Origin of the sequence: Phaeobacter italicus (assembly GCF_001258055.1) — a bacterium.
GTDB lineage: Bacteria > Pseudomonadota > Alphaproteobacteria > Rhodobacterales > Rhodobacteraceae > Phaeobacter > Phaeobacter italicus.
This window is the reverse complement of the sequence record NZ_CVRM01000011.1, coordinates 83150-96787: the sequence shown is the minus strand read 5'-3', so window position 1 is coordinate 96787 and position 13638 is coordinate 83150. Positions and strand designations below refer to the sequence as shown.

Here is a 13638-nt window from a genome sequence, read left to right as displayed (position 1 = left end):
TCATGGCCAGCATTCGCAAGATCGCCCGCCGCAGCTTTCTCATCGGCTCTGCTGCCATTGTTGGCGGCGTCGCCTTTGGCACCTACAAATACCATCAACCCGCCCCCAATCCGCTTGAGGAAAAAGATGGGCGCGCGGTGCTGAACCCCTTTGTCTTTGTCGATCAATCCGGTGTCACCCTGATTGCGCCACGGGCCGAGATGGGACAGGGGGTGAAATCCTCCTGGGCAAGCCTGATCGCCGAGGAACTGGACGTCGATCCAGCCAAGGTCTCGGTCCTGCACGGCCCCGCAGCCAAGGCCTATTACAACAGCGCCATGATGTCCGAAGCCCTGCCCGGTCGCGGCTATGATGCCTCAGATTTCCAGCACTCTCTGGGGGAAATCGTTGGCCATATGTCCAAGTTTCTCGACCTGCAGGTCACCGGCGGCTCGTCTTCCATGCGTGACGGGTTTGATCGGATGCGCCAGGCAGGCGCCAGTGCCCGCGAAACGCTCAAGCAGGCGGCGGCAGATCAGCTTGGTGTCAGCCGCGACCAACTGAAAACCGAGGACGGCCATGTCGTCGCCCCGGATGGCACGCGCCTGTCCTACAGCACCCTTGCCGCTGCCGCCGCGATGATCGAACCGGTGGAAACAGGCCTGCGCCCCGCCTCCAGCTGGCGTCTGATCGGCAAGGACGTGCCACGCATCGATATGGTGGCCAAATCCACAGGCACTGCAGAGTTCGGCGTCGACGTTCGCCTGCCCGGCATGAAATTCGCAGCCATCAAGCAAAGCCCCCATTTCGGTGTCGGCAAAACCGCCTTTGACGCCAGCGCGGCCGAGGGGATGGCCGGTGTCGAAAAGATCCTCGATCTTGGCGATGCCGTTGCGGTTGTGGCCACCAATACATGGCTTGCCCAGCAGGCCGTGGATGCAATTGACGTCACCTGGGATCCCGCCCCCTACCCCGAAACGACCGACGCGATCTTTGATGAAATCGCCCGCAGTTTTGGCAATGCGCCCAACTCCACCATGCGCGATGACGGCGATGTGGACACGCTGCCTGACGGCGCAACCGTGATCGAGGCTGAATACCGCCTGCCGTACCTCGCCCACGCCACGATGGAGCCGATGAACGCAACCGCGCTTTACACCGGGGACGGCCTGCAGATCTGGGCGCCGAACCAGGGCCCGACCGTGGTGCAGAAAAACGCAGCAGAGCTCGCCGGTCTGGAAAAAGACGCGGTGGAGGTGAACACCACCTATCTGGGCGGTGGATTTGGGCGGCGGATTGAAACCGACTATACAGACCGCGCGGTTCAGATTGCCCTGCAAATGCCGGGCACCCCGGTGCAGCTAACGTGGAGCCGCGAAGAGGACATGTCCCATGACTTCTACCGCCCCGGCGCCATCGCGCGTTACCGGGCTGCGGTAAAGGACGGCAATGCTGTCATGGTCCACGGCAAGATCGCCGCCCAATCCACCACAGTTGAGGGCGCAGGCCGGATGCTGGGCCTGCCGATGACCGGCCCGGACAAGGGCCATGTGGACGCGGCCTTTAACCAGCCGCTGGCCATCCCGAATTTTCGGGTAGAGGGCTATCTGGCCAAACCGATGATCCCGGTTGGTTTCTGGCGCTCGGTCGGGGCGTCGTTCAACGGGTTCTTCTCCGATTGCATCATCGACGAGATGGCCCATGCCGCGGGTCGCGATCCGTTGGAGTTCCGGCTGGAGCTGGCCCACCCCGAATGGGAGCCTGCAGCCAAAGTGCTGGAAACCGTCCGCGACATGTCTGGCTGGACCGGCAAGACAGCAGACGGCATCGGTCGCGGTGTCGCCCTTGCCTACAGTTTTGGCACACCGGTTGCGCAGGTCATCGAAGTGGCCAACCAGGACGGACAGATCCGTATGACCAACGCATGGATCGCCGCCGATCTGGGACGTGTCATCGACCCCCAAAACACCCGCGCCCAGATGTTTGGCGGTATGGTCTATGGCCTGTCCGCCGCCTGTTTTGGCGAAATCACCTTTCAAGGTGGCGCAGTCGAGCAGCAGAATTTCCCCGACTATGACGCCCTGCGCATGCACACCATGCCAAAGGTAGAGGTCGCCCTGCTGGAGAACCAGCCGCATATGGGCGGTGCGGGCGAACCCGGCACCCCGCCAGCCGCCCCGGCGCTGGCCAATGCGATCTTTGACCTGACGGGCCGACGGGCACGACAGCTGCCGCTGATGCACGATTTCGATCTGTTCATCTGAGGGCACCGGCCGTCTCAACAGCAAACAGGCGTTCAAACCAGGACGCCTGTTTCATCCCGCCATCACAGGTGTTTTTCCATCCGGTAGTTGTGCAAAGTCACATCGTTGCGGCGGATATCCTGGCGCTCCAGCACAGCAAAGCCGCGTGATTTGAACAGCGGCGCGGCCAGTTCACTGGCCTCCACCCGCAGACACGTCAGCCGCAGCTCGCGCGCGAATTGCTCCAGATAGGTAAACAGCCTGCCTGCAATCCCCTGCCCCGCGACATCCGGATCACAAAACAGCATATCAATATGGCCCAGCCCATCCCCCTTGGACTGCAGGTCAATAAAGGCCACGGGCTGCTCTTCGCCGTTGATCGGCACCACCCAGACCCACGTCCGGCGGCCATCGCGCAATCGGTCTTCAAATCTCTCGGTCGGCGGCATGGCCGGGCACCAGGCGTTGCGTTGCGCGTCGTCATAGGCAGAGGCTGCGCCGATGTGGATTGCCCGGAAAAACACCCGCGCCAGCGCCGCAGCATCAGATGGATCCGCCGCCCGCAAGCGCCCCTTCGCGGCATCAGACATAACACACCCTCACAGGCCAAAGGTTCAGGCGATCTGACGATCCCCGCCAGCCGGTAGCGAACGCCTGCCAGAGGCCCAGTCGCGGACCGCATCTCCGAAGGCGGTGAACAATGGCCGGGACACCGGGTCGTTTGCAGCGTCCCACTCCGGGTGCCATTGAACCGCCAGGGTAAAGCCCGGCGCGTCCTTGACATAAATCGCTTCGGGCGTGCTGTCAGGGGCCGTGCCGTCGATCACGATGCGCGCACCCGGTGTTTTGATCCCCTGCCCATGCAGCGAATTCGTCATCACCTCGGGCGCGCCAAACAGCTGGTGAAAGACCCCTCCCTCTGTCAGGCTGACGGTGTGGCGCATGGCGAATTTCTCTTCCAGCGTTCCGTCCGGTGGCATCCGGTGGTTCATCCGGCCGGGCAGATCCCGAATCTCCGGATAAAGCGTCCCGCCCATCGCCACGTTGACCTCCTGAAAGCCCCGGCAGATCCCCAGAAACGGCTGCCCCCGCTCAACGCAGGCCCGCACCAATGGCAAGGTGATGGCATCGCGCGCCCGGTCAAAGGCGCCATGCGCCTCTGTCGCGGATTCGCCGTATTCGTTGGGGTGCACGTTGGGCCGACCACCTGTGAGCAGGAAGCCATCAAAGGTCTCAAGCAGCTCCTCCACCGACAGGAACCGTGGATCCGAAGGGATCAGCAGGGGCATGCAGCCGGACACATCCGCCACCGCCTCTGAGTTCATGGTTCCTCCCGCATGGGCGGGATAGTCATCGTTGATCAGATAAGAATTGCCGATAATGCCGACTTTGGGTCGCACCATTTTGACCTCTGCTTTTGGGTGCTGGCGACCGGGCCGCCCGCTACCTTGTACAAAATCGCCCCCATGCGGGAGCCGCAGACAACATGTCTGGTTGCTGCCATCCTACAGTCCCCGCGCCGGGTTGCAATTCACAACCCTGATGCTGCCGATGGTTTCACCCCAGCCACCAGGCCGGGGCACAAAAGATAAGGGCAGAGGGGATCAATGATCTCCCCCTGCCCTGCTTGATCGCCCGGCTTGGTGACGCGGAAAAGATCAGGCCTCGCCCTTCAACCCCGCAGCGGCAATCCCCGCCATCGCGGCCTCTGCGTCATTGTCCGAGGTATCGCCGGTCACGCCAACTGCACCAATCACACCGCCGTCTTCGCCGCGCACCAGAACGCCGCCCGGAACAGGCACCCCCTGACCGCCATAGACGCCGTTCACCGCCGCCATGAAATAGGCCTGCTGCTCGGCCCGCGCCATCTGCGCCGAGCCCGCCATCCCCAGCATGACAGAGCCATAGGCCTTGCCCTGAGCGATCGCAAACCGCCCCGGTGCAGCGCCGTCTTCGCGTTCAAAAGCCAGCACATGGCCACCAGCGTCCAAGACCACGACGGACAGGGGCTTCAGCCCCAGTTCACGCCCCTTGGCGCGGGTGGCTTCGATGATGGTGCGTGCATGCTCCAAAGAAATAGTCATGTCGATCTTCCCTGATTGGTCTTTCGTATGTGCAAAAAGGGCCAGGCAACTCTGCCCGGCCCTCTTGGTCTCAAATCAATGCTCAGCTCTGCGCCTTCAGCTCCAGTCGGCGGGCGTGCAGCACGGGCTCGGTATACCCCGACGGCTGAACGCGACCACGGAACACCAGATCGCACGCCGCCTGGAACGCAACCCCGTCAAAACCGGGCGCCATCGGGCGATAGGCCGGGTCGCCTTCGTTCTGCTTGTCCACTACGGCGGCCATCTTCTGCATTGCCGCCATGACCTGCTCCTCGCTCACCACCCCGTGGTGCAGCCAGTTGGCAAGCGCCTGGCTGGAAATCCGGCAGGTCGCCCGATCTTCCATCAGGCCGACATTGTGGATATCCGGCACTTTGGAACAGCCCACGCCCTGATCGACCCAGCGCACAACATAGCCCAAGATGCCTTGTGCGTTGTTTTCGATTTCCTGCGCGATATCTGCGTCAGAGAGGTTTTCCCCCTGCATCACCGGAATGGTCAGCAGGTCCGCCAAGGTACCGCGCGCGCCGCCTGCCTTCAGTTGATCCTGCACGTCATGCACGTTGATGCGGTGATAGTGCGTGGCATGCAGCGTCGCAGCGGTCGGCGACGGCACCCAGGCACAGGTCGCGCCCGATTTCGGATGACCGATCTTGGCCTCCAGCATCTCTCCCATGCGGTCCGGCATCGCCCACATGCCCTTGCCGATCTGCGCCCGCCCCTTGAGACCACAGGCCAGACCGATGTCCACATTGCGATCCTCATAAGAGGCGATCCAGGGCGTCGCTTTCATCTCGCCCTTGCGCATCATCGGCCCTGCTTCCATCGAGGTATGGATTTCGTCGCCGGTGCGATCCAGGAAACCCGTATTGATAAAGGCCACGCGGTGCTTTGCAGCCCGGATACACTCCTTGAGGTTCACGGAGGTGCGACGTTCTTCATCCATGATACCGATCTTCACCGTGTGCCGCGGCAGGCCCAGCGCGTCCTCGACATGGTCAAAGATGCGGTCGGTAAAGGCCACTTCTTCAGGGCCGTGCATCTTGGGCTTAACCACATAGACCGATCCGTGCACAGAGTTGCCGCCTTCGGATTTGAGATCATGCATGGCGCAAAGAACCGTGATCATCGCATCCATGAAGCCCTCGCCAGCTTCACGGCCTTCACTGTCCAGAACAGCCGGGTTGGTCATCAAATGGCCGACATTGCGCACCAACAGCAACGAACGCCCCTTGAGCACCAGACCAGAGCCGTCTGGCGCCTTGAATGCCAGATCCTCGTTCAGAACGCGGGTAAAGGTTTCGCCACCTTTGGTGACCTCTTCGGCCAGATCGCGCTTCATCAGGCCAAGCCAGTTGGAATAGGCGGTCACCTTGTCTTCGCTGTCGACGCAAGCAACGGAATCTTCGCAGTCCATGATGGTAGAAAGCGCGGATTCCAGAATGATATCGTTGATCCCGGCCTGATCGCCCTTGCCGATGTTGCCCGCCTTGTCGATCACAACAACAGCATGCAGACCGTTGTTTTTCAGCAAGATCTTGGTCGGCGCATTCGCCTCGCCGTCGTAGCCTGCAAACTGCGCTGCATCCTTCAACGCCGGAACCAGCGCGTCACCTTCAACCCTAAGAGCCGTGCAATCGTTCCAGGACCCCTCTGCAAGCGGGAAGGTCTGATCAAGGAAGCCACGCCCCCAAGCAATCACCCTAGCACCGCGCGCCGCGTCGTACCCTTTGCCTTCTGGCAGGTCACCCATCGCATCGGTGCCATAAAGCGCATCATACAGGCTGCCCCAACGTGCATTGGCCGCATTCAGGGCAAAGCGTGCATTGGTGATCGGAACCACCAGCTGCGGGCCGGGCACATTGGCAATTTCCGGATCGACATTCTGTGTCTCGATCTCAAAGTCATCCCCTTCGGACAACAGATAGCCAATCTCGCGCAGGAACGCTTCATACGCCGCCTCGTCATGGGCCTTGCCCTTGTTGGCGACATGCCAGGCATCGATCCGCCCCTGCAGATCAGCGCGTTTTTCCAGCAGCGCGCGATTTTCATCGCCCATGCCGTTTACCAGACCGGACAGCCCCGCCCAGAACGCATCGGCATCGACACCGGTTCCTGGCAGTGCCTTGTCCTCAACAAAGGACACCAGCGTATCGGCAACCTTCATGCCATGACGTTCCTGCATGCCACTCATCGGGCGATCCTCCTCATTTGCGCGTTTTCGCCTTTGGGATACACCAAAAGTTTCCTATCGGCAACGCCACTGGTAATATTAGTTTACCAATTTGCACGAAACAGCTTCAAAAATTCAAAACAGATATTCCGGATATGGCGCTCATTCCGGCTTAAACCATCCCACGAACAGAAAAAAACCCGGCAAATGAATGCCGGGCCAGTCGGGGAGGAATTCTGATGGTGCTGAACAGGTCAGCTGCCAATGGTGCTCACTTCCGCTTGCGCGGGGACATCCAGGGGCGCCACGGCGTCCTGCTCGCCGCCTTTGTTGAAAACCCACAGGAGGAAAATCGCAAACATCACCAGGACCGCGACAACCACGCCGCGGATTCCCAACAGGGCGGGCTTGTGGCGTTTTTCTTCGCGTTCAACATTGGTGTCAGGTGCCGACATGGGTCGCTCCTTTGTCTACAAGTTTGCGCGGTTGCTGGCGCGGGGCCGCAGCCGCTGGTACATATGCTTGCAAAACATACGCTGACCGACCCGTCCGGGTTCCACGCAATAGGAAAAAAACATGAATGATGCCGCGCCCAATGCCGCACCGCAGACGTTTTACCTGAAAGATTACAAGCCCTTCGGCTATGAGGTGGAGTCGGTCAAACTGACCTTTCAGCTGTCGCCAAACGCAACCAAAGTGCATAGCGCGATCCGCTTTACCCCCAAAGCCGACGCCGAAGACAACCGGTTCTTTCTGCACGGCGAACAGCTGTCGCTGATCTCTGCCAAGATCGACGGCACCCCTGTCACTGCGCGCCTTGTAGATGGCGGGCTGGAATGCGACGTCCCCCGCACGTCTTTCCTGTGGGAAGCCGAAGTTGAGATTGATCCCGCCGCCAATACCGCGCTGGAAGGGCTCTATATGTCAAACGGCATGTATTGCACCCAATGCGAGGCCGAAGGCTTCCGCAAGATTACCTATTACCCCGACCGCCCCGACGTGATGTCCACTTTCACCGTCCGGATCGAAGGCGACGAACCGGTGATGCTGTCCAACGGCAATCCGACAGGTGCGGGCGAAGGCTGGGCCGAATGGCACGATCCCTGGCCTAAACCGGCCTATCTGTTTGCGCTGGTGGCTGGCGATCTGGTGAACCACCCCGGCAGCTTTGCCACCAAGTCCGGCAAGGACGTGGAGCTGAACATCTGGGTCCGTCCGGGGGATGAGGGCAAATGCGCCTTCGGCATGGAGGCGCTGAAGAAGTCCATGAAGTGGGACGAGGACGTCTATGGTCTGGAATACGACCTTGATCTGTTCAACATCGTTGCCGTCGATGACTTCAACATGGGCGCGATGGAGAACAAGGGGCTGAATATTTTCAACTCCTCCTGCGTTCTGGCCTCGCCTGAGACGTCCACAGATGCCAATTTCGAACGCATCGAGGCGATCATCGCGCATGAGTATTTCCACAACTGGACCGGCAACCGCATCACCTGCCGCGACTGGTTCCAGCTGTGCCTCAAGGAAGGGCTGACGGTGTTCCGCGACGCCCAGTTCACCGCCGACATGCGATCGGAGCCGGTGAAGCGGATCGAAGACGTCATCGCCCTGCGCGCCCGCCAGTTCCCAGAGGATGGCGGCCCCCTCGCCCATCCTCCGCGCCCTGAAGAGTTTCAGGAGATCAACAACTTCTACACCGCGACCGTCTATGAAAAAGGCGCCGAGGTCATCGGCATGCTCAAGCGGCTGGTGGGCGATGACAACTACTACAAGGCGCTGAACCTGTATTTTGAGCGCCACGACGGCCAGGCCTGCACCATCGAGGACTGGCTGAAGGTGTTCGAGGACGCCACCGGACGCGACCTCAGCCAGTTCAAACTGTGGTACAGTCAGGCGGGCACCCCACGGGTGAAGGTGTCCGAGGAATACGCCGATGGCACCTACACCCTGACATTCGAGCAATCGACGCCCCCGACCCCCGGCCAGCCGGAGAAGGCGCCGCGGGTCATTCCGATGGCAGTGGGCCTGTTGTCGCCCAACGGCGACGAGGTGCGCGCAACTGAGGTGCTGGAGCTGACCGAGGCCAAGCAGAGCTTCACCTTTGAGGGCCTCGCCTCCAAACCGGTGCCTTCCATCCTGCGCGAATTCTCCGCCCCGGTGATACTAGAGCGCGAAACCACCAATTCTGAGCGCGCTTTCTTGCTGGCGCACGACACCGACCCGTTCAACCGCTGGGAGGCCGGCAATGCGCTGGCCAAGGAGGTGCGCGTTGCCATGGTGCTGGATGGTGCCGCCCCCGATGCGGCCTATCTGGATGCGCTGGAAAAACTGGTACGCGATGACGAACAGGACCCGGCCTTCCGTGCGCTGGTGCTATCGCCCCCCAGCCAGTCGGACATTGCCCAAACCCTGCATGAGCGCGGCCACACGCCCGATCCGCAAAAGATCTATGATGCGGCAGAGACCTTTACCCAGACGCTGGCGCAGCAGCTGGAAACCAGCCTGCCCCGCCTTTATGCCGCCACCACCGTTGAAGGCCCCTATGTTCCGGATGCCGACGGTGCGGGCAAGCGCGCCCTCAACTCCCGCATCCTGTCGCTGCTGACCCGGCTGGACGGAGGCGAACAGGCTGCGCGCCAATACGCCTCTGCCGACAACATGACCCAGCAATATGCCGCGCTGGCCGCATTGATGAAGGCCGAAAAGGGCGAGGCCCAAAGCAAGGCGTTCTTTGAGCAGTGGCAGGACGACCGGCTGGTGATGGACAAATGGTTTGCCCTGCAGATCGCTTGCGCAGCGCCAGAGGCCACAGCCGCCACTGCCAAGGAGCTGACACAACACCCGCTGTTCAGCATGAAGAACCCCAACCGCTTCCGCGCTGTCATGGGGGCGCTGGCGGGCAATCACGCAGGGTTCCACCACGCGAGCGGCGCGGGCTATCAGCTCTTGGCCGAAAACCTGATCGCGCTGGACAGCGTGAACCCGCAGACCACCGCCCGCATGTGCGCCGCCTTCCAGACCTGGAAGCGTTACGACAGCAAGCGTCAGGCACAGATCCAGACGGAACTGGAGCGGATCCTCGCCACCAGCGGCCTGAGCCGGGACACCCACGAGATGGTCAGCCGCATGCTCAGCGCCTGATCCGTCTCATCTGCCCAAGGGGAATCTCATCGGCCCGCCTCGTTTCAGCGACAGTCTGACGAGGCGGGCCGTTTTTGTTTCCAACCCCGCAAAAACACCCGCGTGATGCCATCGGAAATTCTTAATAGATGCCAGCTTGGCCGCGCTCCCGCCATGATTGCGCCCCATTGGAAAGGCACCTTTTGAACACAGGAAATGCTGCCATCTTGCGGAAGAACCATGCTCAAAAAAACCGGACCCGCGCGCACCATGTTGCGACATGTGATTGCCTCTCTGCCCCTTGGCGGATCCCGCGATGACGGGCGGCGCGATCACGACGGCGAAATGGTTTCCGATCGTCCCTTCGACACACAGGACAGCCGCAGCGGGCCGCCACAGATCATTCCGCAGTCTGGCGACCATGACCGGCTCATCGTGCCGGTTTGCGACCCCTCAGACACCGACGCCGATCACGCCCCGCTGCAAGACAAAGGGCAATTTCTGGCCCGTCAGGATCGCTGGGATGACCTGTCAGATCTGATCAGGGCCGCCGATACGGCCCGTCACAATACGACCCACGGCATGCCCGTCGCAGAGCTGCTGGCCCACGGGGCGCGCAGTGACGTGGTGAATGCGGTCGAACACAAGCTCAGCCTCGGCCATGCCGGTGATCGCCGCAAGATGATCGAGGGCATCATGGGACTGGAGGCAATGTGCGCCGACCACCGCGATGACCCTTATTTGCGCACTCTGGTGGCGCTGGCTCATATCGATGTGGCCTGGATCTGGCGCGGATATTCCGATGTCCTGTCCATCACCGTCGCCAATGGCCAGCGCTGTGCGGCCCATTTTGATCGCGCCGCAGCGCTTTTGCATCCTCTTGACGGCGTTGCCCTGGACAGCCCTTTCATCGCAGCCGCGAAATGCGCTCTTTTTGCCGGTCAGCAGGCAGGCACCCCGGTTCAGATCGCAGATGACTTTGCTGCCCTGATCGATCTCGATCCCGACAACCACCGCCACATGCGCAGCCTGGGCACCCATATGCTGCCCCGCTGGTTTGGCTCTTATCCCGCGCTTGAGCTGGAAGCCCGCCGTACCGCCGCCCGGACAGAGGCCACATGGGGCGCCGGCGCCTACACTTGGGTCTATTTCGATGCGCTAGCGCTGGATCCCGAAGCTTGCGCGCGGGTCGATATCCCCTTCTTCATGGATGGGTTGCGCGACATTCTGGACCGACGCCCGGATCAGGAAATGGTCAATCTTCTCGCGTCCTATTGCGCGGTGGCGCTGCGCTATATGGAGGATGCAGAGCGCATTCAGGCCGCAAAACGCGAAGATATCGCAAAGGCCGCCAACTGGTTGATCCGCGATCACCTGCGCGAGATTCACCCGCTGATCTGGGCCCACGCCGCACAACGCTTTGACAACAACCTGCGCATCGCATCGCCACGCCGATTTGCAGATCACGGCCGCAAGGACGCGCTTGCCTTTATCGCCAAGCTGTTCAGCCGCGAGATAGAAGCCGGTCAGCGCGTGGAGTTCTCCGCCAGCGGATTGCGCGTCACATCAGATTAAGGGCAGGCCCTGAAGCCTGCCCCAACCTGCTATTTCTTCTTGAACGCATCCATCAGCGCCGCGCCCAAGGCACCGGTATTCTGGCCAGAGCCCTGACCGCCGCCCTTGGGGCCAGCGGACATGCGGCCTTTGCCACCTTGCGCACCGCCCGCTTTGCCGCCTCCGCGCCGTGGCCCTGCGCCTTTGGCCGGTCCGCGCGCGTTGCGCTCTTCCTTGGCCGAGGCACCACCGTCTTTCTTCATGGTCAGGCCAATCCGCTTGCGCGGCACGTCGACCTCGGTGACGGTGACCTTGACCACCTGACCGGTTTTCACCACCTCATGGGGGTCTTTCACAAACCTATCGGCCAGCTGGCTCACATGCACCAGCCCGTCCTGATGCACGCCGATGTCCACAAACGCGCCAAAGGCCGCCACGTTGGTCACCGTGCCCTCCAGCACCATGCCCGGCTTCAGGTCCGTGATCTCCTCAACCCCGTCTTTGAACGATGCCGTCACAAACGACGGACGCGGGTCACGGCCCGGCTTTTCCAGTTCCGCAAAGATATCCCGCACAGTGGGCAGACCGACATCGCCGCCAACGAATTCCTCCGCCCGCAGGGATTTGAGCGCTGCGCCGTCGCCCATGATCTGACGGATGTCGCGCCCGCAGGCGGCCACGATCTTGCGCGCCACATCATAGCTTTCGGGGTGGACAGAGGACGCGTCCAGCGGCTCCTTGCCATCGCGAATACGCAGAAAGCCTGCGCATTGTTCAAACGCCTTGGGACCAAGGCGCGCCACCTTCAGCAGCTCCTTGCGGGTGGCAAACGCCCCGTTCATGTCGCGGTGCGCCACAATCGCTTCTGCCAGACCGGGGCCAAGGCCCGAGACATGGCTTAACAGCGGCGCAGATGCCATGTTGAGATCAACGCCAACGGCGTTCACCACGTCCTCGATCACTGCCTCCAGCGACTTCGACAGTTTGTGCTGGTCCACGTCATGCTGGTACTGACCCACACCGATGCTCTTGGGTTCGATCTTTACCAGCTCCGCCAGCGGGTCCTGCAGGCGCCGGGCAATCGACACTGCCCCGCGCAAGCTCACGTCCAGATCGGGGAACTCCCGCGCCGCCAGTTCAGAGGCGGAATAAACCGAGGCCCCGGCCTCGCTCACCACCACTTTGGTCGGAGCCTTCACCTTCGCGGGGAGATGTTTCAGAACCTCCGCCACCATCTTTTCGGTTTCGCGGCTGGCGGTGCCGTTGCCGATGGCGATCAGCTCCACGCCATGTTCGGCAATTAGCTTCACAATCGACACCTGCGCGCCACGCAGATCGTTCTTTGGCTGAAACGGGTACAGGGTTTCGGTGGCCACCAATTTCCCGGTCGCATCAACCACCGCCGCCTTGACGCCGGTGCGGATGCCCGGGTCCAGCCCGAGGGTCGGCCGCGCACCGGCTGGCGCTGCAAACAACAGGTCCTTGAGGTTGCGGGCAAAAACCTGAATGGCGTCATCCTGTGCGCGGGCGCGCAGATCGCCCATCAGCTCCAACATCATCGACAATGACAGCTTGACCCGCCAACACCAGCCCGCGACTTTGCGCAGCCAGATGTCGCCGGGCCCTGTGCCGCTCGCGCCCAGCACGGCGGCAACCATCGCCTCGGCCCGCGCAGCACCTTCTTCGGGCTCTGGTCCAACGTCCAGCGTCAGAACACCCTCGTTCGATCCGCGCAGCATCGCCAGCGCCCGGTGCGAAGGCACATCCGCCCAGCGCTCGGAATGGGCGAAATAGTCAGAGAACTTGGCGCCTTCCTGCTCCTTGCCCTCGACCACCTTGGCGCTCAGCACGGCCTCGCGCTGCATGAACTCGCGCAAGCGGCCCAGCAACTCGGCATTTTCCGTCAGCTGCTCGGTCAGGATATCGCGCGCGCCATTGAGCGCGTCTTTCACCGTCGCCACCGCCTCGGTGACATAGCCTTCGGCCAGTTTCTGCGGGTCGGCGTTGCGGTCGGCCAGGATGGCATCTGCCAGCGGCTCCAGCCCGTTTTCCTTTGCGATCATCGCCTTGGTGCGTCGCTTGGGCTTGTAGGGCAGATAGATATCTTCCAACTGCGCCTTGGTCTCGGCCTTGGCGATGGACGTAGCCAGATCGTCGGTCAGCTTGTCCTGCGATCTGATCGAGTCAAGGATGGCCCCACGCCGCTTTTCCAGCTCGCGCAGATATTCCAACCGCTCCGCAAGCGTGCGCAGCTGGGTATCATCCAGACCACCCGTCGCCTCTTTCCGGTAGCGCGCGACAAATGGCACGGTGGCGCCTTCGTCCAGCAGCGCCACGGCGGCATTCACCTGTTTCGGAGCAGCGCCAATTTCCGTGGCTATGGTCTGGCTGATGCGGGTGGATGTGTCCAAGGCGGCTGCTCCTTCTTATTCTTGGAGGTCTTTCTTAGCCGCGGCCAAAGACC

9 protein-coding genes are annotated in these 13638 nt (G+C 61.8%); 3 read left to right on the top strand and 6 right to left on the bottom strand.

The features are described 5' to 3' along the window. Window positions 1–2: 2 nt before the first annotated feature. A complete protein-coding gene (locus tag NIT7645_RS03725; RefSeq protein WP_008560235.1) occupies window positions 3–2243 on the top strand; it encodes a xanthine dehydrogenase family protein molybdopterin-binding subunit in 2241 nt (746 codons plus the stop codon). Window positions 2244–2305: 62 nt separating this feature from the next. Here the strand turns inward: NIT7645_RS03725 and NIT7645_RS03720 are convergent, their stop codons facing one another. The 5 genes from NIT7645_RS03720 to NIT7645_RS03700 form a co-directional block, all read right to left on the bottom strand. Beyond that, window positions 2306–2812, bottom strand: coding sequence for a GNAT family N-acetyltransferase (locus NIT7645_RS03720; protein ID WP_008561264.1), 507 nt, complete (start codon window positions 2810–2812; stop codon window positions 2306–2308). A gap of 24 nt (window positions 2813–2836) precedes the next feature. After that, window positions 2837–3625, bottom strand: a complete 789-nt coding sequence (locus NIT7645_RS03715) for a gamma-glutamyl-gamma-aminobutyrate hydrolase family protein (protein ID WP_008559569.1) — start codon at window positions 3623–3625, stop codon at window positions 2837–2839. Between the two features lie 255 nt (window positions 3626–3880). After that, complete coding sequence (locus NIT7645_RS03710) at window positions 3881–4306, bottom strand: GlcG/HbpS family heme-binding protein (protein WP_050686192.1); 426 nt, start codon at window positions 4304–4306, stop codon at window positions 3881–3883. 82 nt (window positions 4307–4388) lie between these two features. Next, on the bottom strand, window positions 4389–6521 hold the full coding sequence (locus NIT7645_RS03705) for a malate synthase G (RefSeq protein ID WP_037302491.1): 2133 nt from the start codon (window positions 6519–6521) through the stop codon (window positions 4389–4391). A 233-nt stretch (window positions 6522–6754) separates the two neighbouring features. Next, window positions 6755–6955, bottom strand: a complete 201-nt coding sequence (locus NIT7645_RS03700) for a hypothetical protein (RefSeq protein WP_008562736.1) — start codon at window positions 6953–6955, stop codon at window positions 6755–6757. A 121-nt stretch (window positions 6956–7076) separates the two neighbouring features. Here NIT7645_RS03700 and pepN point away from each other — a divergent pair, with 121 nt between their 5' ends. Both pepN and NIT7645_RS03690 read left to right on the top strand, forming a co-directional pair. After that, a complete protein-coding gene (gene pepN / locus NIT7645_RS03695) occupies window positions 7077–9641 on the top strand; it encodes an aminopeptidase N (RefSeq protein ID WP_008559382.1) in 2565 nt (854 codons plus the stop codon). A gap of 219 nt (window positions 9642–9860) precedes the next feature. Next, the gene (locus NIT7645_RS03690; RefSeq protein ID WP_242656088.1) at window positions 9861–11195 is read left to right on the top strand and encodes a hypothetical protein; all 1335 of its coding nucleotides are present in this window, start codon (window positions 9861–9863) and stop codon (window positions 11193–11195) included. A 29-nt stretch (window positions 11196–11224) separates the two neighbouring features. On the opposite strand, the gene NIT7645_RS03685 is transcribed toward NIT7645_RS03690, so the two are convergent. Next, window positions 11225–13585, bottom strand: a complete 2361-nt coding sequence (locus NIT7645_RS03685; RefSeq protein WP_008559133.1) for a Tex family protein — start codon at window positions 13583–13585, stop codon at window positions 11225–11227. Window positions 13586–13638: the final 53 nt, after the last annotated feature.